Origin of the sequence: Psychrobacter sp. T6-5 (assembly GCF_052258485.2) — a bacterium.
Classification (GTDB): domain Bacteria; phylum Pseudomonadota; class Gammaproteobacteria; order Pseudomonadales; family Moraxellaceae; genus Psychrobacter.
The window spans coordinates 2,907,972-2,930,754 of the sequence record NZ_JBQQEY020000001.1 but is presented as its reverse complement, the minus strand read 5'-3'; the positions used below and the strand labels follow the sequence as shown (position 1 = coordinate 2,930,754).

At 41.6% G+C, this 22,783-nt stretch carries 27 protein-coding genes and 1 tRNA gene; 2 read left to right on the top strand and 26 right to left on the bottom strand.

The annotated features are described in order from the left end of the window. Nucleotides 1-178: 178 nt before the first annotated feature. Nucleotides 179-883, bottom strand: coding sequence for a hypothetical protein (locus tag ACTXGK_RS27275; RefSeq protein WP_443517492.1), 705 nt, complete (start codon nucleotides 881-883; stop codon nucleotides 179-181). 609 nt (nucleotides 884-1,492) lie between these two features. On the opposite strand from ACTXGK_RS27275, the gene ACTXGK_RS27270 reads away from it, so the two are divergent. Then, nucleotides 1,493-2,488: an energy-coupling factor transporter transmembrane component T family protein gene (locus ACTXGK_RS27270; protein WP_443517491.1), complete on the top strand. Its 996-nt coding sequence runs from the start codon at nucleotides 1,493-1,495 to the stop codon at nucleotides 2,486-2,488. 186 nt (nucleotides 2,489-2,674) lie between these two features. Here the strand turns inward: ACTXGK_RS27270 and ACTXGK_RS27265 are convergent, their stop codons facing one another. The 25 genes from ACTXGK_RS27265 to ACTXGK_RS27145 all read right to left on the bottom strand — a co-directional run bounded on the left by ACTXGK_RS27265 (nucleotide 2,675) and on the right by ACTXGK_RS27145 (nucleotide 21,478). Then, nucleotides 2,675-3,136 (bottom strand): hypothetical protein, encoded by a 462-nt coding sequence (locus ACTXGK_RS27265; protein ID WP_443517490.1) that lies wholly within the window; start codon nucleotides 3,134-3,136, stop codon nucleotides 2,675-2,677. A gap of 159 nt (nucleotides 3,137-3,295) precedes the next feature. Beyond that, nucleotides 3,296-4,672, bottom strand: coding sequence for a replicative DNA helicase (locus tag ACTXGK_RS27260; protein WP_443517489.1), 1,377 nt, complete (start codon nucleotides 4,670-4,672; stop codon nucleotides 3,296-3,298). Then, on the bottom strand, nucleotides 4,669-5,517 hold the full coding sequence (locus ACTXGK_RS27255) for an ATP-binding protein (RefSeq protein WP_443517488.1): 849 nt from the start codon (nucleotides 5,515-5,517) through the stop codon (nucleotides 4,669-4,671). The genes ACTXGK_RS27260 and ACTXGK_RS27255 overlap by 4 nt, the downstream gene beginning before the upstream one ends. Further along, a complete protein-coding gene (locus tag ACTXGK_RS27250; protein ID WP_443517487.1) occupies nucleotides 5,504-6,433 on the bottom strand; it encodes a YdaU family protein in 930 nt (309 codons plus the stop codon). The genes ACTXGK_RS27255 and ACTXGK_RS27250 overlap by 14 nt, the downstream gene beginning before the upstream one ends. Next, complete coding sequence (locus ACTXGK_RS27245; RefSeq protein ID WP_443517486.1) at nucleotides 6,433-6,684, bottom strand: hypothetical protein; 252 nt, start codon at nucleotides 6,682-6,684, stop codon at nucleotides 6,433-6,435. Before ACTXGK_RS27245 ends, ACTXGK_RS27250 begins: the two co-directional genes overlap by 1 nt. 126 nt (nucleotides 6,685-6,810) lie before the next feature. Continuing rightward, nucleotides 6,811-7,044 (bottom strand): hypothetical protein, encoded by a 234-nt coding sequence (locus tag ACTXGK_RS27240; protein ID WP_443517484.1) that lies wholly within the window; start codon nucleotides 7,042-7,044, stop codon nucleotides 6,811-6,813. A 1-nt stretch (nucleotide 7,045) separates the two neighbouring features. Further along, entirely contained in the window at nucleotides 7,046-7,378 is a 333-nt protein-coding gene (locus tag ACTXGK_RS27235; protein ID WP_443517483.1) for a hypothetical protein, read from the bottom strand. 1 nt (nucleotide 7,379) lies between these two features. Next, entirely contained in the window at nucleotides 7,380-8,009 is a 630-nt protein-coding gene (locus ACTXGK_RS27230; protein ID WP_443517482.1) for a hypothetical protein, read from the bottom strand. Continuing rightward, nucleotides 8,002-8,640: a hypothetical protein gene (locus ACTXGK_RS27225; protein ID WP_443517481.1), complete on the bottom strand. Its 639-nt coding sequence runs from the start codon at nucleotides 8,638-8,640 to the stop codon at nucleotides 8,002-8,004. The genes ACTXGK_RS27230 and ACTXGK_RS27225 overlap by 8 nt, the downstream gene beginning before the upstream one ends. Continuing rightward, nucleotides 8,627-8,929, bottom strand: coding sequence for a helix-turn-helix domain-containing protein (locus tag ACTXGK_RS27220; RefSeq protein ID WP_443517480.1), 303 nt, complete (start codon nucleotides 8,927-8,929; stop codon nucleotides 8,627-8,629). Before ACTXGK_RS27220 ends, ACTXGK_RS27225 begins: the two co-directional genes overlap by 14 nt. Nucleotides 8,930-8,931: 2 nt before the next feature. Further along, entirely contained in the window at nucleotides 8,932-9,210 is a 279-nt protein-coding gene (locus ACTXGK_RS27215; protein ID WP_443517479.1) for a helix-turn-helix transcriptional regulator, read from the bottom strand. Between the two features lie 123 nt (nucleotides 9,211-9,333). Continuing rightward, nucleotides 9,334-10,971 carry a hypothetical protein gene (locus ACTXGK_RS27210; RefSeq protein ID WP_443517478.1) on the bottom strand — a complete coding sequence of 546 codons (1,638 nt, stop codon included), beginning with the start codon at nucleotides 10,969-10,971 and terminating at the stop codon, nucleotides 9,334-9,336. Between the two features lie 163 nt (nucleotides 10,972-11,134). Then, nucleotides 11,135-12,598 (bottom strand): tyrosine-type recombinase/integrase, encoded by a 1,464-nt coding sequence (locus tag ACTXGK_RS27205; protein ID WP_443517477.1) that lies wholly within the window; start codon nucleotides 12,596-12,598, stop codon nucleotides 11,135-11,137. A 211-nt stretch (nucleotides 12,599-12,809) separates the two neighbouring features. Continuing rightward, nucleotides 12,810-13,097 (bottom strand): hypothetical protein, encoded by a 288-nt coding sequence (locus ACTXGK_RS27200; RefSeq protein WP_443517476.1) that lies wholly within the window; start codon nucleotides 13,095-13,097, stop codon nucleotides 12,810-12,812. A 10-nt stretch (nucleotides 13,098-13,107) separates the two neighbouring features. Then, on the bottom strand, nucleotides 13,108-13,923 hold the full coding sequence (locus ACTXGK_RS27195) for a tyrosine-type recombinase/integrase (RefSeq protein WP_443517475.1): 816 nt from the start codon (nucleotides 13,921-13,923) through the stop codon (nucleotides 13,108-13,110). A 47-nt stretch (nucleotides 13,924-13,970) separates the two neighbouring features. Then, nucleotides 13,971-15,140, bottom strand: coding sequence for a zonular occludens toxin domain-containing protein (locus ACTXGK_RS27190; RefSeq protein WP_443517474.1), 1,170 nt, complete (start codon nucleotides 15,138-15,140; stop codon nucleotides 13,971-13,973). Between the two features lie 77 nt (nucleotides 15,141-15,217). After that, nucleotides 15,218-15,514, bottom strand: a complete 297-nt coding sequence (locus ACTXGK_RS27185; RefSeq protein ID WP_443517473.1) for a DUF2523 family protein — start codon at nucleotides 15,512-15,514, stop codon at nucleotides 15,218-15,220. Between the two features lie 77 nt (nucleotides 15,515-15,591). Beyond that, complete coding sequence (locus tag ACTXGK_RS27180) at nucleotides 15,592-16,908, bottom strand: virulence factor TspB C-terminal domain-related protein (RefSeq protein WP_443517472.1); 1,317 nt, start codon at nucleotides 16,906-16,908, stop codon at nucleotides 15,592-15,594. A 143-nt stretch (nucleotides 16,909-17,051) separates the two neighbouring features. Next, entirely contained in the window at nucleotides 17,052-17,345 is a 294-nt protein-coding gene (locus ACTXGK_RS27175) for a hypothetical protein (protein ID WP_443517471.1), read from the bottom strand. 16 nt (nucleotides 17,346-17,361) lie between these two features. After that, on the bottom strand, nucleotides 17,362-17,556 hold the full coding sequence (locus ACTXGK_RS27170; RefSeq protein WP_443517470.1) for a hypothetical protein: 195 nt from the start codon (nucleotides 17,554-17,556) through the stop codon (nucleotides 17,362-17,364). Between the two features lie 95 nt (nucleotides 17,557-17,651). After that, nucleotides 17,652-18,068 carry a hypothetical protein gene (locus ACTXGK_RS27165; RefSeq protein ID WP_443517469.1) on the bottom strand — a complete coding sequence of 139 codons (417 nt, stop codon included), beginning with the start codon at nucleotides 18,066-18,068 and terminating at the stop codon, nucleotides 17,652-17,654. Between the two features lie 15 nt (nucleotides 18,069-18,083). Continuing rightward, entirely contained in the window at nucleotides 18,084-19,286 is a 1,203-nt protein-coding gene (locus ACTXGK_RS27160) for a replication initiation factor domain-containing protein (RefSeq protein ID WP_443517468.1), read from the bottom strand. 510 nt (nucleotides 19,287-19,796) lie between these two features. After that, nucleotides 19,797-19,928 carry a hypothetical protein gene (locus tag ACTXGK_RS27155; RefSeq protein WP_443517467.1) on the bottom strand — a complete coding sequence of 44 codons (132 nt, stop codon included), beginning with the start codon at nucleotides 19,926-19,928 and terminating at the stop codon, nucleotides 19,797-19,799. A 265-nt stretch (nucleotides 19,929-20,193) separates the two neighbouring features. Beyond that, entirely contained in the window at nucleotides 20,194-21,018 is an 825-nt protein-coding gene (locus tag ACTXGK_RS27150) for a hypothetical protein (RefSeq protein ID WP_443517466.1), read from the bottom strand. 383 nt (nucleotides 21,019-21,401) lie between these two features. Beyond that, nucleotides 21,402-21,478, bottom strand: a tRNA-Arg gene (locus ACTXGK_RS27145). Nucleotides 21,479-21,845: 367 nt separating this feature from the next. On the opposite strand from ACTXGK_RS27145, the gene ACTXGK_RS27140 reads away from it, so the two are divergent. Further along, entirely contained in the window at nucleotides 21,846-22,487 is a 642-nt protein-coding gene (locus tag ACTXGK_RS27140) for a c-type cytochrome (RefSeq protein ID WP_443517465.1), read from the top strand. The last annotated feature ends 296 nt before the right edge of the window (nucleotides 22,488-22,783 follow it).

Sequence of the window (22,783 nt, the reverse complement as noted above, 5' to 3'; positions counted from 1 at the left end):
TATTACTCACTAATTGAATGATTATGAGTACAGTATGAGCAATATTGCGTGATACTTAAAACCTTATAGTGGTGCTCATAAGGTGCTTTCAAAGAGGTTATGTGGGATGTTCTTGCCGACGCAATTTTGCGTCGGCGGATGTTATATATAGGCGAGATAGATAGTCTTTCCTTACTGATTAATAAACATCAGCTTTAACACCTATCGTATTACTTGCGACGTTATCTATCTCACCCTCGTATGCAGGGTCATCTTTCACTACGCTAAGGGCATTGCCATTACGATTAGCGATACTGTGTAGCAGTGCGGTGAGTGCGTCGACTGGCGAGCTATCAACATCGTCAAGGCCATATGCTTGACGTTCAAGCGTGACAAGCTTAGTCATGGTGTCGGCGAGGTCTTTCATGACACGGACGTGATTAGATAAGGATGTGATACGCTCATAAGCTTCGAGCTGACTTGCATCTACCACTTCTGCTTGTAGCGCTGCAATAAATAAGTCTTCTAAGCGCTGGCGGTTATCGGCACCAATTTGGGCCCTCAAGTCATCGAATAGCATCATGGATAGCTGGCGAGCTATGCCAATATCTTTTCGGTGAGATATGCGAATACTAGCGGTAAGCTTGGCGTTCTCCTCTACAGTAGTGTTATCCATATTCTCCAAGCGTCCGACTTCACGCTTAATAGCGTTTTCATTAACAATCTTATCCGCTTCTAATCTAATACGCTTACCAAGGTCACGCGACCAGCCATAGCGTTTAGCCCTTGATCGTAGCGTACTGTCTTTAAGACCAAATTCTTTTGCTATTTGCGCGACTGTCTTAACATTTGCACGATATGCAAGCTCAACACTTTCCCAATTTACCTTCAATCTATCACCCATTACATACTCCAATGCCTTTGTATGTATGCATTTGACTACATTGCAGTGCGTTAAGTCGAACCTTATGAGGGTGAGTTTGCACGATTACATGACTATATCTGGTCACGCATAATCGTTCTTAAGTCACTCAAAAGGCGGCTACTTTATATAACTAAGCCACGAGTGAAGGAGTGCGTGCTACTCAAATGCACTTTGGTAATGATATTTACGAAGTGATAATTAAATCAGAAATGTCAAAGTTGCTGCTAGTAACTTTATAAATTTCGGAGTACTTTTAATATTAAATCAGGCAAGGGGAGATTCAGTCATGCGGAAGGTGTTTATTACTGCGGGTTATATGTTAATAGCTTTGAAATTAATATGCATGCCAGCACAGGCTAATTCTGATGGAGACTATAGAGAGTCTGTACAAGTTCAGCAGTACGAAGATGAAGACGATCTCAGTATTTTTGAGTTAGCACTAATAGCAGCCTGTGTTGTAGGAGCATCTTATTGGCTAAGATTTAAGTAATACCTATAAGATATAACTAATGTTCATAATTATTAGACATGAGGTAAGTGGAGAGAATATACTTCCTGTATCAAAGCCGTACTAGGGCAGGACCGGTCATGAGTAGTATTATAATTTTTGGACTTAGCTTCGCAGCGTTAGTCATCATCGTTGTATCATTCTGGTACTTATTCCAAACTATTCGAATCATGTGGGGATATAGCTTATTATTGGCTATTGCAGCAATACTATTTAGCCCTCTAGTTCATATTATTTTTTATTTTATTCCTAAAGATGGATTCGACCAGTACGAGAGAGGATTGTTCAGGAAGTACTTTTTGTCTATTGCTGTGCTAATGATATTAGGGGTAGTTGTGTCTATCGTCATACCTTTTGTCATTGGAGAAGATCAAAATAGTGAGATGACTAGTGAGGTTGATACTAGCCAGCCTTGGGAGTGGGACATACGTGCTGAGAACCAAGAAGAAGTAATAGCACTCATCGATAACAATTCCAATGATGATAAAGCGGCCGAACTGCACTTCGAGGCTATTTATCAAGCTCATCCTGATGCAGATGAAGTTATGGAAAGTCCTGAGTTTGAAGGTTGGGCGCAGGTCAAGTCTGAAGAAGAGCAGGATAATATTGCAAGAATTTTAAAAGAAGGTACAACAGCAGAAGTAATTTATATTTTCAGCACTTTCAAAAAAGATTTGAAGAGTTATAGGGCTTATGAGTATCAGGCTAAACGTGATAATGCACATGCCATAACTCAAAGAGAATATGAGGAAAAGCAAAGCCGTGATCTAGAGGCTATGAAGTCTGATAGCCAAAAACACTATGAAGCTCAACGTACGAAACAGATTGCAGAATACGTAGCAGCTAATCGTGCACCTCTACTACCAGCCGTGCAAGAAATTTCTACTAAGCCTACATCAAGCTATTCAGTACCAAAACCAAGCGTATCATCTATACCTGGTCAAATTGTTCATTGCGATGGGGCTGGTTGCTGGGACACTAATGGTACAAGATACAATAGGGGTGCAGGTAACACTTATTTTCCCTCTATAGGTGGCGTATGTCAGAATGTTGGTGGCCAGATGAACTGTAGTTAAATTATACTTCTATAAAAATATTGTTCGTGTATAAAAAGGCCCTACAGTAAATGTAGAGCCTAAGCTAATAGCTAGCATGTCACGCTGAAGAGCTTTATTATCAGACGTTCACCATGATGGTGAAGGGTGACAGTATTTGTATAATAACGACGAATACTTTGTTCGCACTTTTCAAAATGAAAGATACTATGCAGGATTGCTGGCAGGTAGCCTTTTTTGCAGCTCTCTAATTTCTCGGCGCATTTCTTTCGTTTGTAAATCCATTTTAGCAGTCGTAAGCGCTGCATGATGACCTATCTCTATGTTGCTATACTGCATCGCTTCACACATCATCAGCGAGCCCACAATTCGTGCCTCTTTGGGTGTGAGTGTCAAAACAATGGTGTCACCAACATCAATCACAGTCGTACCATCAGGCAGTACAATTTTACTGATAATACGAGCTGGCTTGTGCTCAACTGTTGGCACATAGACGCCACGCTGTATGCGATGAATCTCACCATCATTGGTAAGTGTTGATAAGCTCTCATCAATACTAATGAGCTTCAAATCAAGTATGTCAGACAGCGTTTCGCGTGTGACTATCTGCTCTTGGTTATGCAAATCAATAACCGCGTCCAATACTTTTTGCTTGTTCGTTATCTGCATGTGACTTAATCCTCAAATTAATATAAAATCGACATGCGATAACATTGCTCTGTTACTTGCCAGCCAAACCGCCTACGTCTGCCAACGTGGGCGGTTTTTATTACACCTTTGTTGTATTGAGATGTTTACGAAAAGGGTAGGGCTGGTTATGCTTACTAATCAAGAGTGACTGCTACCATATTCTGGTATATCTTCTAAATCACTCATCATTGGCATGTAATTGGCAAAGCGTGCGTATTGCCCCTCAAAACCCAGTCTTACGGTGCCAGTCGGTCCGTTTCTACTCTTAGCCAAGATAATCTCTGCTGAACCATCAAGCTTGGCGCTACCGCCTTTCTCTTTCTGTTCATAATAGTCATTACGGTAAATGAAAGTGATAAGGTCAGCGTCTTGCTCAATCGTGCCTGAATCGCGTAGATCAGACATGATAGGGCGCTTATTTGGTCGCTTCTCAACATCACGGCTCAACTGGGACAGTAGAAACACGGGGCAACCAAACTCATGCCCCAATGCTTTTAGCGTGCGAGTGACCTTGCCGATATTATCAATCTTGTACTGACCATCAAGCCCGCCCATTATCTGCAGGTAATCAATACCAATCGCAGATAGCTTACCGCCAGCCTCACGCTTGATGCGGTTCAAGTGGGTGCGTATCTTCGCAATGCTGATGTCTTTTTCATCCACGATGGTTAAAGGCATGCTTTCTTGGTCTGAGACAAAGCGCTGCATTCGTGCCCACTCATCCACACTTAGCTGACCCTTCCTGATAGAAGTAAGCTCAACTTTAGCTTCAGCGCTGGCAAGCCTGTCCATGACCTGCTCCTGTGGCATCTCTACGCTAAAGAATACCGCTTCACCTTCTCGGTACTTGGCAATATGTGACAGCCAGTTCATAACTAAAGCCGTCTTACCCATTGAAGGGCGAGCAGCAACTACGACCAAGTTACCAGCATCGATCATCATCAGATTGTCAAGCTCTGGGAAGCCGGTAGAGATGAAGTTGTTAACGCCATCTCTAGCAGCTGCGATACGTTCAATCATTCCGCCCATCAATTCGCCTACACGAGAGCAGCTGTTGTCAGTGTCACCCACTTCAAGGTTGGCAATAGCACTCATAACCTCGTTGTTAACCTCAATGGTCTGATTGTCGCCCTCTTCAAGCTTTTGTATGCCGTACATCATCTGAGCAATAGACTGCCTACGAATTGAACGGCTTTTCACTAACTGGGCATGATTGCGCAAACTACTGAAAGCAATACTTGGCACCAAGTTCATTTGAGCAAAGTAACTGGCTGGGCAACATTCTTCATTGAGCTGGTTACGCTCTTCTAGAAGATCTGCCACCATAACCTCGTCATAAGGCTTGCTGTCCATTGCCAAATCACTGATTGCCTGATAGATAACCTGATGCCTTGCTGCTTCAAAGTCCTGAGTAATAACAACGTCGCTGACTATATCAAATGCACCCTCTTTACCAAGCAGCTGATTAAGTACGCATTGCTCAACTTGGATAAATCTCTTTTTATCATTAATCATTGGGCGACTCCTGCAATCTGAATGTCTGACGTTTGAGTTCTATAGCTACCCCAGTCGCAATGCATCACCAATAGGTTCTGCTGTAATCGGTCCCACGCTCTATCGCCCAAGAACTCACGTAGGCCCCTAATGTCCATATTGGTGGTTATGATGGTCGGCGCTCGGTTGTAACGTAAGGCGATTATCTGGGCAATGCGCGCGCGGTCTTTTTCGTGACCGTCGCCCGCTCCCAAGTCGTCAATAATCAACAACTCATTTGCAGCAAGCTCCTGAACGTAATCATATTCGCTCACCTGGTAATTACCCCAGTGGCCTCTTGCTTGTGCGCCAATATCAAAAGACGTTATCAGCTCGCAAGTATGATCATAAAAATCCTGCTGGTTGTAGCTCTTAAACTCGCTTGGTAGCGCCTGCTCTTTGACCAAGTAATGATTGACCGCGATTGCATTGGCCAACATCGTCTTGCCTGTGCCAGTAGGTCCAAGAATAACGATGTTGCGAGAATTGCTATCGATGGTTTTGCTGTACTGCTGCAGTTCGGTGATTTTGGCGCGTTGGTCTTCGCCCTTTACCGTGTCATACCGCCATTCACTGAATCGACCCATATTAGCGCTCACGCCCTTATTTTTCATTTTGGCTAGCATTAACGCTCTCATGATACTGCGGTCAGTTTCTAGGCGGTTCTCATTGTCACGAACACGCTTCTCTTCGTTACACTGACAGCAGCTAATCTTGCCCGCTATCTCTCTATGGGTTGTCTGCCCATGAACATCACAATCAGTTAATACCTCACGAATAACCGTTGTACCTAACTCGATTCGTGACAATTCTTTAATAATCTTCATTAGGTGCTCCTGTTCTGCTGGATAACCCGTCCAAAGGGTCATAATCTGGATCTTCATATTTGGCATTTACATTCATGCTGCTGTAGGACGGGTTTGGCTGCTGATTAATACCTGGCTCATCAACAATGATGTCGTCTAGCCAGCCCTTATTATTCAAATAAGTGTATGGGTCTTTGCGAAACTTCTTAACTGGTGTTGAAGCAACATAGGCTGGCAGGTGCTGCATGATCTGCTCACGTACCTTGTTGCTAAGAGTTTTCCACTTAGCCTCGCATTTATCCTTAGCTACTGATTTTGCATAGGTCTTCCAAAAAGTATCAAACGGTATATTCAGGACTTTTTCACCATCGCCATTAGTATTGGTTAATGGTTTTTGGTTATTAGTTATTGGTTCTATTTTAGTCGTGCCACTTGCGTCCGCGAGACGTTCCCGAGACGTTCCATTTACGTCACATTTTTGGGAGCCTTCATCTGCCTGACAATGTTCAGAATAAAGGGCGCGCAAGTCATCCATTTTTATATTAAAACTTGGTATGACGCCCACACTGCGTAGTCCTGCAAACATATCGCGTCTATCATCCCTGTAGCGCCGCTTACGTTCATTGGCTGCTTCCTGCTTCTTTGACGCTTCTTTATCCCTAGATTTATAAGCGACTATTTCCCTATCACAGCGACCATTCATGTAAATACCGCCTTCCTCCTCAAAAAATTCACTGAGGATAAAATCAAGTGCGACTTTTTCCGCGTCACTGTGACAAAGTAAGCGTCTCTGGAGACGTTCCAAGTCCGTTCCATCTAAAGGACCTTCATTGTCGTAGTACATTTCAATGCAATCACGATAGACAGAACGCTCAAGACGCCCTAAATGCCGCGTAGCATTATTAAAGTCTGCTATATGGTGAGGGTAGTAGTGCATCACATACCTCCTGCTTGGCTGCGCACCAAAAACCATATCAACATAGGTTTTCGCGCTTGAATGGGTGCCAAGTCGCCAACAGGTGTGCTATCATCATTCTCGTGGTGTTTAGCCACTGTTCTGAATGATGTTCGCTTGTCTGCTAGTCCTTGCCCTGGAGTTAGCACGAAAGTATTTATCAGTCCCAAGAAGCCTGAGCGAATCGCTCGGGCTTTTTTGTGGTTGTTCGTTTTATGCAGTAGGGTAGTCATCGCTTCCTCCCTGCTTGCTTATTTGCTTAAGGTCTTGCTTAGAAGGCTGACGAGTAGCGCGGTAATTTTTGAAGTAGCTCTTACGCTTCGCATGGCGGCGGCTTTGCTTAGATGGGTAGCTATTTTTCACAATGCCACCTCTTGTTCTTGGTTCAGGCCAGCCAAATCATCTTCTGAATAATGTTGAAAGTCTTGCGCTAAATATTGCCCAAGGTCGGCAAGTTTTTGCGCTTTTTGGATATCACCACTTTTAAGATCATCTTTAATAGTAGTGAACAACGCGTCGAACCATGAAAGGCGCTGTATTTCTACTTCTTTAGCGAAGGCGGCATCGGATGCTGCTTGATTAAGTGCTTCCATGTTATTCACCCACCTTGGCAAATTTTGATTGCGTCATTGCGTCATTGATAGCGTCCAGTTGATGACCAAGTATCGCGGTCCATCGGTCGGTGGCGTCATTTGTTAGACGGGCCATAGATGATGCTTGTCTTGAGCTGGCTTCATCTTGTTGGATAAGGTGTAGGATGTTGCCGATGTCGTTTAGCACATTAATCGCACCGCTGATCTCGCACGCAATATCGGATAATATGATTGTAGGTAGTATGATTACCTCGTCATCGTCTATTTCAGTTATGTCGATTACTTTGCGCTGATCACGGTTATTGGTAGGCGTCTGGCGATTTAGTGTTGTCATATTATTCTCCCACCTTGTTGAAACTAGTAAGAGCTAATATCTCGTTCATTTTGTCTACTTGCGTATAGAGTATTTCCGACCATGTGTCAGCCGCAACTTGTGTTAATCGCGCTAATGATTTGGCATTTTCTTGATCAATTTTGCCTCTGTAGATAAGTCCAAGTAAAGATGAAATGTCATCCAGTACCTCGGCCGCTCCATGCACTTCACAAGCATTGTTAGACAACTTTGAGGGTTCAAGTAGAACCACATCACTATCACTGGCATCAGTAGTATCAATTATTTTGCGCTGGTTTGATTTGGAAGTAGAGTTTAAGGTTTTAGAAGGTAAGCCATATAAGGTGGCGATTGCTTGGCGGTTAGCTTGCGTGTCAGGAAATAGGCTTGGCTGATAGTCGTCTGTCTCTGTATCAGATGCTTTGACAAAATAGCCTTGCGCATCATAATAGAAATGGCTGCCATCGTACGTGAGCGCTAACTTGTCACGCTCACCATAGGGGTCGGCAGTCAGTTCAAAAGACTGATCACTTAATGATGGACACAGAACAACATCACCAATAGCAAAAATAGCTTGGTTGGTAGTTAGTGTGGGGGTAGCAGTTTTTGAGGTCGTGCGGATTGAATTACCCATTACGGATAGCTCCTGAACATTTAGTTAGTTTGTTGCCGCCCAAAAAAAAGGGTGACAGGTTATTAACTACCGTGTTCAGACGGCGGGGCTTATTTCCCACAAGGGGTATTTTATTCGGCCCACTTAACCCGTCATAGATGTTCGCACCGATGGTATCGGTACTATATTTATGACTTGTCTGCAGTGCAGAAATATTCGTATTTATGTCATTAGTAAATCGCTGATAGTTAGTCAGACAAATTTTAGACATAAAAATAGCCAGTGAATGACGGCTTGGCTTTGCCGCTGAACAATTAGTAGTGAGACCATGATAGCGCTTGTTATCGTCTATTGTAAAGAGGTTAATGTCACAATCATTACTATTTAGCTTGCAGTAGGCAAGCTCAAGCTTTCTGACAGATAGAGCCGCCGCTTTCAAAAAATGGGTAATATCCTGTGTTACATCAGAAAATAAAAAATCTGAATCTATACGTTTTGCGAGACCCTGAATTGTGTTGAGAAAACTCAAATTATCATTGTTCTGACTCGAATTAGTGCTATAAGGACTCAAATTTGAGTCATTATTTTCATAATTTGAGCCATACTGCCACTCTATAGATTGATCATGTCGAATACAATTACTTAACATCATGGGGAGCCTCGCTTTTTACTGACTTATCAATGCTGCTACTAGGGTTTTGTTGGTAGCTTTGAATAACGTCGCTATCTATCCAGTAATTGCTAAACCGTTTACCATCACGCGTGACTATCTTACTTTTGATAGGTAGGCCTGCATTTCTCAAATCGTGAATCCTTTGAGCTAAGCAAGTAATGTTGTATTGCTGATACGCTTGCCAAGTGGATATGAACTCGCCAGCAAGCAAGTGAGATTTGATAGTATCGCTGTGTGTTTTTGAAGGTGTTTGCTGTGGATTAGTCATCGTTATGCCTCGCTACTGGTAGCTGTGCTATGACTATCCAACCATTCATTTATTTCAGATAAGCGCCAAACGCTGGCATGTCCAATTTTTATCGGAGCCGGGAATTGGTCGTTTTTGATCAGATGATAGATGTGTTTAATGGAGAAGCCAGTAATACCACGTGTGGCAGGCTTGGCGGTTACGTTACGTTGTTGGCCTGAGCGAGTGGTATAAGTCTTGGCTTTACGCTCGGGTTGATTGGCAAGATCTGCCATTCTTAGATATCGGTCGCTTAATGTCATAGTATTTCACCTCGTAGCATTTGAAGGAATGGACGGTAATGCCCTGCTATGAGGTGAATATAACTTTTATTGGTGGGGTTACTGCAAAGGGTAACCCCTTAAGCAATGGGTTACCGTCAAGGGTTACCGTTGGGGGTTACCCTCGGTTAAGTCTTTGATATATAGTCCTTTAATTTCTATAAATTTTTCAACGTCATTTTTCTGTTTGTTGATTTGTGGGTTAGTTATTTTACTTAACCTATTGAATAGTGCGGCACCATGAATGGTCTGATTTAGTCCCATTTTTTCAGCAATAGTATTAAATCGCTGAGAATGGTCTTTCATATGGGGATTATCAATCTCATTCAAGATATAACTTTTTTCCCATATCATTAAGGCTAAATGAAGTTCGGGAGGGTAATTGTATTGGCTCATTCCTTGCCAGTCATAAAGTTGCGTTGATTTCATATTTGATGGTTGAATTAGCTTTTCTTTAAGACTTTGTATATGTAGGTCCTGCTGTTTGATTCTATTGTTAGCGGTTGCCAGTTCTTCAACAAGCTGCTCATAGCTTTTACGCTCGGCATGTCCCACTACTGCTACTCCCGTTTTGTCATTATTATTGGATAGATTATCGTTGAAGCCTTTGTAAATAAAACTGTGATTCGCTAGCCATGTCTTGACCTCTTTTACTGGGATCTCATCTGAATCATTTAGGATTAAGGAACCAGCTTTAATAGCTTTATAAATCATGCGCTGATGCATCAAATAATTAGCGTTGCTATTAATGCAAGCAGGGTTCTCGTCAATGATTAAGCAGGTCATATCTGATACAGTGAAGGACGAATAAGTTATTAATAGCCTCTGGTTTTCACCCAAATTATTAATCACAGAACTATCATATGATGGCTTTGAATTGTTATTAGATGATTGGTCATCAATATGAATTGAACTTTCTTTTTCAACCGCTTTAGAGTTTGAACTAATTAGATGTGCTACTTCTGAATATGCAAAGTAGAAATCTCTGAATAGTTCTCTGTCCGACGATACTATACCCGTTTGGCTATTATCTAAAACATTGTAAAAACTCCGTAATATCTCAGCAGAATCTTTGTATTCAAAACTATCAGTTTGAGAAACTAATAAATATTCTGTCTCTCTTAATTTATATAAATTAATATTATTTAGCGTGGCATCCTCAATTATTTGCTTAACAGTGATCTTTAAGGGACTTCCTGCTCCAAAGCTTCCAAACTTGCTCAAATTATTTACAAAATCACTTACAGCAATATATTTTCTTCGGTTCTCTTCAATTAGCCTATCAATTGGGTTTTCAAAACTCTTATTTACCACTTTACGCTTAACATCAACATCCTCAAAATGCAGCAACCCATTTAAAGGCTCAAAACTCAAGAGCTCTGACCTTTTAAAAAAACAGTGCATAGCTTTCATAACAGTAGTCGTTAGCAGTCTTCTATCAGTTTCAATTAATTCATCTAAGCTTTCACTACTACTGAATACCCAGTCACAAGCACTAATCGCAAGGGCGTCTTGCACTTCTTTTAAAAACTCCTTGATAGAATCAAATTCAAAAGGTTCAAATTTAATGATTTTATAATCTGTATCAATATTATAAAACCTAATACTATTTAAGTCATGATGGAGTAAATAAGTGACCACTTCATACAGCGGCTCATCATTAACACTTGAGAGATGAAAGATAAAGTCTCTAAAACTAATATAATCCTTCATAGGCTCTATAAGCCTATTTATTAAACTCACGGTACACACCCTTACACCCTTAACTATAATAGGAGCAAGGCGATGATGGATTAAGGGTGTGAATAACCATCTTTCGGGGGATCAGCCCTAGCCTTGCAATTTGTATCAATAACGATTGACGCTATCAAGTTTGGTTTGCTAGTTTAATGACTAACGGTATTCGTTAAAGCTGCTCTGCAAGCTTCATTAAAACTTCTTTTGATATCCCTTGTGCTTTCAAGCTCTTTATCAGAGCGTCCTTATCATGCACAGCTATATCAGTCGCTTGCTTATTCCTAATCTGTATTTCCTCTTCTACTTTATCAGGCGTTAACAAATCAAAGTTAATAGCCTTGCCAGCACGTAAATCATCTAAATAGTTGGCCCATTGGTTCATCATTACTTGCCGTTCGAGTAGATGAGCTGACAAGTCGTAACGCTTTTTGACGCTTGATTGCTCAAGGTGGGCAAGCTGTATTTCAATGATGTTCTCAGGGAACTGCAGCTCATATAATCCCGTGCTGGCAAGTTGCCTAAAACCGTGGCCAGTCATCTTGGGGTAGGGGTCACCTGTATAGCCCATTCGTTTCAATGCTTGGTTGAACCAGACCTCACTGTATGGTTTGCTGCTCTCAAAATTGTAGAAGACATAACCTGTTCGTTCCGTCAGTGGTCGCATACGTTCGATGATAGCTACTGCTTGTGGTGATAGGGGGATGATATGTTCTTGTCGCATCTTCATCTTATGGGCTGGTACACGCCAGACGCTTTTATGATAATCAATTTCTGACCATTCAAAGAACCTTAGCTCTTTCGTTCTCACAAAACATAGAGTCATTAGCTGCAAGCCAGCCACTGTTTGCTGGTGCCCGTTTGGGTGCTTTTCTATGTAGTTATCGATGTTACGTAGGAGTTCGGGGAATTGGTGTTGCTCAACGGCTTTCATGCGCTTGGCTTTGTGCGGTCTCAGTGCTTTATTACGTCCGCTGGCTAGGTTAATAATGTCATAGCCTAAAGTATTGATGGCATGTTCAAAAATTGAGCTAATGAGCCCCATGCACTTATGAGCAGTCTCTGACGTGTATTTTCCTTGCTTCTCGAATTCTGCTTGAATATCTAGTCCGGTTTTAATCACGTCTTGCGCAGTGATAGCACCAATAGGGTATGAGCCCAAACGTTTCAGAATATGGTTATCCAAAAAACCTTGCAGCTTTTGTACATTCTTTGACGTGGTTTCTGATTTTTCGTCTAGATAGCTTTTTGCTATGGTTTTAAACAAATCTCTTTGTTCATAGTTGTTTTTTAAGTGGCTCTTGTGCTCGGTGGGATCAATACCATCAGCAAGAAGTGCCTTAGCTTTATCACGTGCTAGCCGCGCTTGTTTTAGCGATATTTGCGGCTTGAATGATGGGTCAATGATTTGCTTAGATGATTTATATATACCGATTTGATAGGTTTTCTGTTTGGGCTTAATATCTTTGTCCGATTGATAGCGGTATGACATTTGCCAAAACAATGAGCCGTTAGGGTGCTGTATCAGATATAGGCTGTTGCCATCACTGTGACGGGTGATCTTATCGGGCACTGGTTGTTTGGCGATTGCTTTCACGCCAGCATCGGTCAGTTGATAGTCTTTTCTTTTAATCATGACATCACCACAAGATGTTAAATGTTTTTAACAACATATTTAACAACATTCTATAGGTGCTGCTAGGTAATGGCAAGTAATCTTGAAAGATATAAAGCTTTTAAGGTAGAGGTCTAAAGGCTTAGGAGGTAATGGGAGGTTATGTGCAAATACGATGATTGGTGCGCTCGGCGGGAATCGAACCCACGACCCTCGGCTTCGGAGGCTGCCCTTATCTTCGTCCAATATATTCTTTCTCTCTCTCAGGTATTTGCATCGGTGGCACAGCCATACCGCCACCGCTTAAATCAGGTGACGGATTAGGCTTAGGAGCATAAATAGGATCTGGTTCAGGCTCATCTATATGAATATGACAATGAGGACAACAATTATCATCCTCAATGAAGAAACCCTTGATGTAATTCCACCACCAAGAAAGAGCAGGAATAGTTAGAAAAACTAGAAAGATTTTAATTAACCATTTTACTTGTTCAAACCTTTCCCAATTAACATATTCCATAGCGCCAAGCCTAATTTATCAAGTCAACCGCACTTACCAAGTGGGCATAGTCCAAGTGAGCATAGCGCATTGTACTATCAATGTCACCATGCCCTAATAAATCTTTAACCGTATATATGCCAACACCAGTTTGAACCAGCCATGACGCATATGTGTGCCTTAAATCGTACATTGTACAATCTACACCAGCACGTTTTTTGCACCTTGCAAACGTCTTGGTAAAAGTCGTGTACCTATCACCAGTGACAGGACTGGTAAAGACATAATCACCGTCATGACTTTTATTTTTTAACACATCAAATGCGGTCTGATTTAGATACTTGTACATGGTGCGCTTTGACTTGCTGTAATGATTGCGGACTATAAATTGTCTTTTATCTAAGTGTACATTTGACCATTTCAAAGTTAGCAACTCTATAGGCCTACAGCCTGTCATTGTGAGCAGTACGATAAAATCATGTAGATCATGGTTATCTGTCTGTAATGCAGATTTCAAGAGCCTTTCATACTGCTGTCGATTTAGGTAATTTGCTATATAGTCCGCTTCAATAAATTTAACCTTCTCGAACGGATTATTCAATTTTGTATCATAGTCATCTATAACACGATTAATTGCAGCCCTTGCAAAACTGACTTCTCTATTTATTGTCGCATTGGAGACTTTAGAGCGTCTTAGCTGTGCATACTTTTTTACGTCTTTTTTTCTCAAGTCTGCTAAATCATAGGCATCAAAAAAGCGGAGGTTATCCGCTCGATATTGATACTTGTTTTTAGTCAAATGGTACTCTTGGTAATACTCAATGATTTCTGATAATTTAGTAAACATTTTTAATCTCTTTTTATCGTCCGACATTGGACGAATTAAGATTAAATTCAGACTTCTGGAATTGGTGCAGGGTTTGCTATAGCTTCATTAGAGCCGCTGTTATAATTTTGTTGAGCTATACCAGCTTGGTCACTGTTACCGCTTGAATTAGTAGAATTATTTTCAGTAATAATCCGTTGGCCATTTCTATTGGCTTTTGGCATTGCTCCAGCAACTTGAGTGTAATTGACACATTCAGACTGAGATATGTTGATAAATTCACCATGACCGTTGTATGCCTTGCAGCTACCACCCATCATGACAACGCCACTCACGCGCAAATCTTCATTATTTACGGTTACTCTATAATCTTGGGGCAGTCGTTGCTCATAAAGCTCCAATGAGCGTACAGCGTCTAAATTGTTTTGCTGTAGGTTGGTATCACCAGCCGTATTCATGCCGTTTGTTGGGTTCGCCTTATCGGTAAAATCCTTTGCCTTGTCTGTTATCGTGCTATTCACTTTTGCATTGACGTTATCAGTGTCGAATTGGTCATCTTTGACCTTTTTAATGAGATAAAACATGCCTATAAAAACAGGTATGCAAAGGATAAAACAGAGAATGGCTATTCGCTGCATTAGTTGCGCTTTTTTGTTTTTAGCTGGTTTTTGGTCGTGCTTAACACCTTCATCAACTGACTTATAAAGTGGAAAAATAGCAGGGTCTAACTTGTGATCAAATTCCTCAATGATCGTCTTTTTTGGTGATGAGTCATTAACGCCAGCCGTAACAAAACATTTTGTTTCAGTACCCGAGCTATAAGGGTTTGAAAAGTGAAAATGAAACTTAATGAGCGAACGTAAACCACTATGCACCAGCTTTGGATCTTGAGTCACAAAAATGGTTAAGACGTTTTTGTGTCGTCGCATGGTCAATGTTTCAACATCAATGTGACTGTTAATTTTAGTTTTGGTATTGTTGAAACGCTCAATCGTTCCAGCTTCATCATAAATAACAATACTGTTTTTTGGGGCATCTTCTACCCAAGAAAATTCAGGCTGGACAATATGAAATTGAGCATCAACGAGGGTCACACCATCGACATTTGCTAGAAATATCTCATATTCATTATCAGGTGTATCAAGTATTTGCTTAATTTGAGACATGATGAAATGGGATTTGCCCGAGCCTTCAAGCCCAGTAACTAAAATGCTAGATCGACCAAGTATGCTTGACATAATATTTTCCAGTTAAAATATTGGGGAACTCAGAAAAACAAATCATATTTTTCGTTGCCGAAAAATATGATTTGTTTTTACTTCGCGCCTAATTTTTTGAATGATAAAGACCCTTGCTGCAACATGGCCTTGAGCACATAAGCACCAATAATGATAGACAATGCTTTATCAAGACCAGCAAGACCGAATAAACCAGCAACGCCATAACCAATAGAGCCAGTCATTTCAGTGATTTTTGATATGAAATAGTTGATAACAACTAGACTCACACCAGCAGAAGCAAGACCAATACCAGCACCTAATAAGAGCTGTTTTAAGCCAGTCTTAGAAAAACCGCTAAATAGTTTTGAGAATAAACCGATTAGACCGCCCATTTTTTATAATCCTTTTATAAATTAAAGTTATTAATAGTGCTGTCCTGGTATGCCTTTTTAATAACTTTTAGTAATGATTAAGTTAGGCCATTACCGATGATAGAAAGCCCTTTTATATAGGCAAATAGGAGTATCAAAGGTTTCATCATTTCAGCAAATTGGCAAAATATAGACATGGGAAAGGGGATTTTTGCGCCCATAAATTCTAGTATTGGGTCAGGAGGACACGCAGCAGGCATATCAATATATAAACGTTCTAAAATGCCGACGTGCATATCAGGGTCAGGTTGGTCAACTGGTATATCACCATCACCGTCATCATCAGGTGGCTCAGTTTTTACCCAGTCGATAAAGTCACAGACCTTTGTAGCCCAAGAGCAGAAAGGAGGCAACTGAAAAGACTCACCTTCAGGCTCAGGACTAGGAGTATCAGTACCAGTACCACCATCAGGAGTAGTACCAGTACCACCATCAGGATCAGGATCAGGAGTAGGCGAGGAACCACCAAAGGGATCAGACTCATTAGAACCAAATTGTTTAGGATCGGCGGAAGATTCTAACTGAGAATCAAACTCACCAGCATTTAGAGAATCTAAAGCAGCATCAGTCATGACCTCAAGGGCAGCGCCATTACCTTCATTTGCTTGTACTATAACTTCCTGAGCAACGGTATCAATAGGGATACTACTTTCTTGAGGCTCAGGAAGTACGTCGGGGTCATATTCTGGGTTCGCAATAGCATCAACAGTCCAAATGTCAGTAGAACCATCTGAGCGCTTACAAGGGACATAATATTGCCAATCATTAGACTTATAAGGCTTGCCGTACGACTGTTTACGGTACTCACAAACAACACGAGCAGCAGCCTCAGGACTGTTATAAATATAATCTTTACTAGGAGGAGCTTTCCATATTTTTTTATCTGTGGGTTTGATCTCAGTGGGTTCAGGTTCAACTTTAAACTTAATACTATTATTTTCAGGGTCGAGAACCCACTCAACAGCCCTATCAAGGATGGCATAAAGAGCCGTACCAATTGCAGCGTGAGCGCCACCCTTTAGAAGACTTCTACTAACAGAAGAAACAGAAGGAGTTAATTTAATAATAGAACGCTGTGTTTTTGTTATAGTGTTTTTAGCACCAGAAGCAGGATCGACAACCGTGACAGGGTAAGTACGACTTGCTTTAACCTCAACAGCCGATTTAGTCAGCGGATCATTAACAATTGAGTCATGAAACCATTTTGAATGCTTGGGGTTTGGGTCATAGACAGCAAAAGCAGACTTGAAAAAGAAAAAGCCAAGTATCAGAAACAGAAAAATAGTTATATACTTTCTGAATTTATACGGTAGGGATAATCTAGCCATTTTCAAAAGATAATATAAGTTACGCATGTTATAACCTCGCGAATAAATCGCGTATGGCTAAACACGATATAATGATGAATATGAGATATAAACCATCTTGAGCAGTCATAAAAAACCCCGTCAGAGTGCGCTAACACCATGACAGGGCGGTAACGCTAAAAAAGTGTTAATTAAAACGCAGATTTAACATATTTAAACGACTTGACCGTTAACGCTAGAGACAGTGACGCAAGACCAACCGCAGTCACAGCAGCAATCACAACGCCAATATTTACAAGCAAAGTAGCCATATCGAGGCTAAATTCGGCAGCATTGGCGGCACTGGTAAACGCTAGAGCACCAACGGCACCAGTGGCAGGTAAAAACTTCATAGTCAGACCAGTAACGCTATAGTCTTTTTTGGTTTCTAGTTGGTCAGCTAGTTGTACTTCTTGACCGCATGCAGTTTTTTTAAGTCCAAACATAACGATACTTCCTTTTTTAAATAGTCCGTTTGATGGCAACAAAGCCGTAGACGACTATATTGATAATGAAGGCAAACATTATTATTTGCCCAGCTAGCTCAGGTGTAATGTAGTTACCCTGATGCACTTGTTGCCAAGCGTCGCACAATGCTGGATTGTCAGCATTAGGCTGTAAACATACATAAACAGCTTCAAATACTTCGCTTGGCATATTCGGTTACTTCTTAAAGAATAAGAGCCATACCACAGCAGCGATCACAGCAGTAATGACAAACGTGTAGATAAATAGTTTGACTGGATCCATGATTATTTAACTCCAACAACATTGGCGTGTTTATTCGCAGTCTGAGCCTTCCATTTCTCAAAGGCTTCTAATTCTTTGCGAGGGATAGTCGCTAATTCTTCAATATTGGCAAAATCAACCCAAACAATTTCATTAACCTGATTGCCTTTTTTATCAACTGTAGAAATCATTTTTACATTGGCTTTGTAAGGGTATTGGTGTTCGTTAAACTTGTTATGATCGCTTAAATCAGAATAACGGTAAGCCGCTTGAGCACGACCACCAGCGTTAGGTTTTTTATTTCTTAACTCGGCTAAAACCTCAATAAATTTATAATCTTCGTAATCAGTAGGCTGCTGACCTTTGATAACAAGGGTGCGCTCTGTTACTTCATCAGCGTCATAGGTAATGCCGTTTAATACGATAGTGTCATCATTCATAGTATTCACTCCTGCCTAGTGGCTAAGTTTTGGGATAGTGAGCACGTCTATGCGCTCAGGAATTGCGGTATTTTCGATGTCTGTCAATACATCCAATAGAGCGGTATCGTCATCAAAAACATCGCGGAAAAAGTGTAGATATCTGCCGTATTGCCTTTTTACTAAATCAATGGCTTGCTGATAAGTCATCAAATCTTGCTTATCTATTCGCTCAAATTTCTTTGTTTCACCCTCGAATTCAAAAATAGAGAAGCAGGGATAAGTCACGCTAAAAAACTCGTTTGGCTTAATTAGTACATCAGAGCTAATCAACATACCGCGTGAGCTATACTGTACTTCTGTGCGTAGCCATTTCGATTCTGTATCGCCTAGCTGTTTGCCTTTTTCGTATATTCGGCATAGCTGTGCAGATTGACGAGAGCCTATGTATAGCGTTCTACCTTTGCCGTTTGGTCGTTTCCAATCTCCGCGCCATTCGACACTAGGAGGGCGACCACCGCGAGTAAAACCGCCTATCGTGTGCTGATTGTTAAACCAGTCAATATCTGTATATTCGCCATATAAATCGTCATGGGCTAAATCAACACGAGTGATTTTAAATTCACGAGCAAACAAGTTAAGCCATGCGTGTAAGTGTTCTTCCCAGCCGTGTTTGCCGTATGTGCAACCAGTGCCGTTAATGCAAATCATGACGGTGTTATTCTGGCCACCAATGCAAACAAAACCAGAGTTATGTTTTAGGTTAAAACTGCGATCATAGAAGTTACGACCGTTTTTGTTTTCACCGTCAATGCCAAACCCGAATATGTCTTTCAAAACGTCACCGACGTTATCGACAATGGCAGACTGGCGGAAGCGTTCGAGCACTTCCTTTGTAGTCTTAGCATCATCAAAAGTGTCTGACTGCATCGTGATGCTTATCCAGTCGATGAAGCAGTTATTGCGACCTGATGGTCGTCTTATCATTTCATCTTGCACACCGTCAGCAGTTATCACAGCTTCAACTTTCAGTAGGTGGCTTTGGCTGTAATCCGCTTCGGTAGCCTTACGTGGATCAATCGCTGATGCATCTAAGGCAGGGTTTAAAAACACTTGCTCAGCAGAGTTTGAAACGCTTAAAAACGGAATCTCGACATGCTTAGCTAGTTTCTCTTTACGCGCCAGTTGCAAGCGTGTTTGTTCCAAATACTCAGCAGCGTTCTTGTCAAAATCTGTCATTTTGTACTCTCTCAAAAGATTGCTAACCACTGAACAAGACTGTTTAAAACAAGTTTTAAAGGCCTTAACTGAATACTGAAAACCCTAGAGGGTACTTAACCCCCGTATTACTAGTGGGGGAATTGTTCGCCAGTAGTCAAAACTCCTTAATGCCTTTCTTACTGTACTTATTCTTGCAACACCCAAACTTCACTAACGCCCTTCGGTTGTTTGCTGACTGTCACTGCGCGTTCTTTTTACCGCTAAGCGTTTGGATAAAGCCCCAAACGCTTGCGTTAAATAAGAACCCTTCGCACCAGTCCAGCTTCTCTGCTCTCATTACTTTTATTAAATTTTCTTTGTTTCTGCTAACAAGACGTTTCGATATGCTTTTGCGGAACATTTGAGCTATGGGGAAAATACTCACCCTAGAGATAAGCTGATTAGCTTACCGCTAGAGTGATCCGCCTTCGTTTTCGTTGTTATGCTCTCGCATCACACCATCACCGATAGGGGGCTGTAGTCTTAGTGTTAAGCCACAGCAAGGCTGATTACGGCAACACGCACCGCCAGTACACAGTCAGCCTGCCACAGCTTTTGGACTACGCGAGCAAGGGCAGTTTGCACCCAATATACCGCTACGCCACTAAAAAGCTGTGTCACTCATACTGTTGCCGTCTGTGTACTGTAACCCCAGTAGACGGCTTGCTAATCAAGTCGTGTCACCCTGTCGTCACTTAGTCCTGCCACCAGTGACACGCTTTAATGCTTAAATACTGCTAGACGTTTTGTTTGAGCCAAATAGTGAGAAGCACGGCTAAAACAGCTAACAAAAATATGATTACATGCACTTGAATAAGTGTAGGTAAGGACTGTAATAAATCATCAGACACAAGAATGTGCATGTCTAGAAAGGGCTGATAGTTCATTACGCCACCGCCTTATGATCTAGATACTTCCAGAGTCTTGCGGATTTAATGGCATTGCCTGATGGACTATTGGACACATCTTTCCAAAATAGCCCCGACTGACCGCAAGCGCTGTTAATGTGCTGCAAGCCGTAATTACAGAAATAGCCTAGTCGGTAGTTGTTAAATTCTTTGTATCGTTCGCCCACGCAGATAACTTTGTTGTAAGGAAACAACGTATAGAAGTGCTCAGGTTTGGGCGTGTCAAAGGCTTTTGCTATTGACTGCAATATGTAGCGTTTAGTGAAATCAGCGTTATAAAACGCTATGTCAGCGCGTCCAATGGCGTTGCTAAGTCCTTGCCATATCTCAGCAAAGCTAGGCTCACCCATGGGAACGTCTTTGTAAGGCTTGGAAGGTCTAACACGAGAGTGAAACAAGACGTTTTCGGTATTATCGACAACTGATATTTCGATTATTTCAGTGTCTTTGCCGCGACCTACTGTGTCTACTTCTACAAAAAGGATGCCCCGCTCTTGCTCCGACGACTTGGCAGGAGTAAGAGCAGGAGCAGGGCAAGAGGGTACAGACGAGCTATCACTGCCTCTGTGGGCATCACTTGCGCTGTCTGTAATTTGGTTTGCTTTGGCGTATGCCACCAATGCAGAATATGATTTGATTTTTTCTACTTGTTCAGCTAAATCAGCTGGCAATTTATAATTATTTAACTCTTTACCAGTCTTAGAACTGCGAATATGTACAAAAACAAAATTACCTCGATCAACAGTGCTAACAATCCCAGCCCATGCTTGATGAGTTTTAGTTTTAAAATGTAAGTCTCTCATTGTGGTCACTCCTGCCTAGTGATATGATTCAATTATTACCCCTTTGGGGAGCTACTACCCAATTGGGAGTAGTGCAGACAAAAAAATATTGCCTACACATGTATACTACCCAAATGGGAGCAGTATGTAAAGGAGAATTTACGATGATTAAGCAATTAATTGAAAAGGCATCAATAAGAGCAGGTTCACAAAATAAACTTGCAGAAAAGATAGGATTAACTTCTGGCAGAATATCAGAATTTAAGAACTATAAAGCTGGTGACAAGCGAAAGCCAAATGATGAAACCATATTGAAAATAGCAGACATGCTAGGACTAGATAAGGGTGAAACACTATACAAGGCTAAGCTGGAGCTTGACCCAGAGAATGCGGAATTATGGAAATGGTGCGCTCGGCGGGAATCGAACCCACGACCCTCGGCTTCGGAGACCGATACTCTATCCAACTGAGCTACGAGCGCATATGATAACGATATGTCTGACTGTCACGCTTAGATGCGCATGATAACTAGCATAAGGTGCCTAGAAATAAAGACCGCTTAGTCTAACAAATAAAATGCATAAAGCCAATAAATGACAGTCGTGATTGAGGTTTTTTAAGAAAAAACAGCCAAGTCATTAAACAAGCATGGCAATTTACCTGCCTTTTCCCTTATAATGTTGGGGAGAATTCATATTTATAATCACCGATTGCAAGTGCGCTGGCACGCGGGATGGCTGTCTGCTATTGAGGACTTAGAGGTCGTCAAAGGAGGACAGACAGAATGTCCGAGCTGTGCTAGTTCTTGTATACGTAATAAGAGAACGTGACGAATGAGAAAAGTAGTTATGTTATCGGCAGCTGCCATTCTAGGAATCGCTAGTATCGCGGTGAGCCAAGCTGAAGATATTGTCGACACGCCTGTAACTGTGACTGACGTCGCAGAAGGCCAAGAAGTCGTAGAAGAGGCGCCTCAAACGCTAGGTGGTGAGCCCCAAGCTGCTGCAGATACAACAGATGGCGCTGCACCTGCTGATGGTGCCGCTCCAGCAGAAGGCGAAGAGACCGCCGCTGCAGCACCTGCCGCAGACGAAGAGCCGATTCCGCAAGATACGCCGCAAGTACAAAAGCTGATTGCTTTGTATCCTAATCTGATTGCCCGTATTCAACCTGTTGCAACTGTATGTTTCGAAGACGATGAAGTGTGTGACGTAACAGCACGCTCATCTGGCCCATCTGCTGGCGACGGTCCTCGTGATGGTAAAGCAGTATACAATGCGGTATGCCATACTTGTCACGCCGCTGGTTTGTTAGGTTCACCTATCTTTGGTGATGCTGGCGCTTGGGGACCACGTATCGCGAAAGGTAAAGATACGCTATATACCCATGCTATCAACGGTTTCAATGCGATGCCTGCTAAAGGCGGCGCGGACATTCCTGATGAAGAAGTCCAAAACGCTGTAGACTATATGGTTGCAGAAGCAAGCTAATTTTTGCTAACGGCTTTGCTGGCTTTTACAATAGTTATCGATAAAGCGCCTATTTCAGTAATGAGATAGGCGCTTTTTATGATGAGTATTATTAATACGGTACTTCAAATATAAAGCAGTTGAAATTTGCGATTAGTAGCCTCATTTTATGAGATTACACAGTATCTTCTAGATAGTAGAGCGTGTTGAACATTTTTATATGGCATAGGCCATTATGATAATGACAGTCGAATGTTCAACACGGCCTATTATTCTAAAATCGTGTTTTATACAAATTGATAAAAAATAAGAGGTCT

What these genes read in the sequence shown, in the direction of transcription:
- ACTXGK_RS27275 (WP_443517492.1), bottom strand. Translation starts at nt 883, where the DNA reads ATGGGTGATAGATTGAAGGTAAATTGGGAAAGTGTTGAGCTTGCATAT.
- ACTXGK_RS27270 (WP_443517491.1), top strand. Translation starts at nt 1,493, where the DNA reads ATGAGTAGTATTATAATTTTTGGACTTAGCTTCGCAGCGTTAGTCATC.
- ACTXGK_RS27265 (WP_443517490.1), bottom strand. Translation starts at nt 3,136, where the DNA reads ATGCAGATAACGAACAAGCAAAAAGTATTGGACGCGGTTATTGATTTG.
- ACTXGK_RS27260 (WP_443517489.1), bottom strand. Translation starts at nt 4,672, where the DNA reads ATGATTAATGATAAAAAGAGATTTATCCAAGTTGAGCAATGCGTACTT.
- ACTXGK_RS27255 (WP_443517488.1), bottom strand. Translation starts at nt 5,517, where the DNA reads ATGAAGATTATTAAAGAATTGTCACGAATCGAGTTAGGTACAACGGTT.
- ACTXGK_RS27250 (WP_443517487.1), bottom strand. Translation starts at nt 6,433, where the DNA reads ATGCACTACTACCCTCACCATATAGCAGACTTTAATAATGCTACGCGG.
- ACTXGK_RS27245 (WP_443517486.1), bottom strand. Translation starts at nt 6,684, where the DNA reads ATGACTACCCTACTGCATAAAACGAACAACCACAAAAAAGCCCGAGCG.
- ACTXGK_RS27240 (WP_443517484.1), bottom strand. Translation starts at nt 7,044, where the DNA reads ATGGAAGCACTTAATCAAGCAGCATCCGATGCCGCCTTCGCTAAAGAA.
- ACTXGK_RS27235 (WP_443517483.1), bottom strand. Translation starts at nt 7,378, where the DNA reads ATGACAACACTAAATCGCCAGACGCCTACCAATAACCGTGATCAGCGC.
- ACTXGK_RS27230 (WP_443517482.1), bottom strand. Translation starts at nt 8,009, where the DNA reads ATGGGTAATTCAATCCGCACGACCTCAAAAACTGCTACCCCCACACTA.
- ACTXGK_RS27225 (WP_443517481.1), bottom strand. Translation starts at nt 8,640, where the DNA reads ATGATGTTAAGTAATTGTATTCGACATGATCAATCTATAGAGTGGCAG.
- ACTXGK_RS27220 (WP_443517480.1), bottom strand. Translation starts at nt 8,929, where the DNA reads ATGACTAATCCACAGCAAACACCTTCAAAAACACACAGCGATACTATC.
- ACTXGK_RS27215 (WP_443517479.1), bottom strand. Translation starts at nt 9,210, where the DNA reads ATGACATTAAGCGACCGATATCTAAGAATGGCAGATCTTGCCAATCAA.
- ACTXGK_RS27205 (WP_443517477.1), bottom strand. Translation starts at nt 12,598, where the DNA reads ATGATTAAAAGAAAAGACTATCAACTGACCGATGCTGGCGTGAAAGCA.
- ACTXGK_RS27200 (WP_443517476.1), bottom strand. Translation starts at nt 13,097, where the DNA reads ATGGAATATGTTAATTGGGAAAGGTTTGAACAAGTAAAATGGTTAATT.
- ACTXGK_RS27195 (WP_443517475.1), bottom strand. Translation starts at nt 13,923, where the DNA reads ATGTTTACTAAATTATCAGAAATCATTGAGTATTACCAAGAGTACCAT.
- ACTXGK_RS27190 (WP_443517474.1), bottom strand. Translation starts at nt 15,140, where the DNA reads ATGTCAAGCATACTTGGTCGATCTAGCATTTTAGTTACTGGGCTTGAA.
- ACTXGK_RS27185 (WP_443517473.1), bottom strand. Translation starts at nt 15,514, where the DNA reads ATGGGCGGTCTAATCGGTTTATTCTCAAAACTATTTAGCGGTTTTTCT.
- ACTXGK_RS27180 (WP_443517472.1), bottom strand. Translation starts at nt 16,908, where the DNA reads ATGCGTAACTTATATTATCTTTTGAAAATGGCTAGATTATCCCTACCG.
- ACTXGK_RS27175 (WP_443517471.1), bottom strand. Translation starts at nt 17,345, where the DNA reads ATGTTTGGACTTAAAAAAACTGCATGCGGTCAAGAAGTACAACTAGCT.
- ACTXGK_RS27170 (WP_443517470.1), bottom strand. Translation starts at nt 17,556, where the DNA reads ATGCCAAGCGAAGTATTTGAAGCTGTTTATGTATGTTTACAGCCTAAT.
- ACTXGK_RS27165 (WP_443517469.1), bottom strand. Translation starts at nt 18,068, where the DNA reads ATGAATGATGACACTATCGTATTAAACGGCATTACCTATGACGCTGAT.
- ACTXGK_RS27160 (WP_443517468.1), bottom strand. Translation starts at nt 19,286, where the DNA reads ATGACAGATTTTGACAAGAACGCTGCTGAGTATTTGGAACAAACACGC.
- ACTXGK_RS27150 (WP_443517466.1), bottom strand. Translation starts at nt 21,018, where the DNA reads ATGAGAGACTTACATTTTAAAACTAAAACTCATCAAGCATGGGCTGGG.
- ACTXGK_RS27140 (WP_443517465.1), top strand. Translation starts at nt 21,846, where the DNA reads ATGTTATCGGCAGCTGCCATTCTAGGAATCGCTAGTATCGCGGTGAGC.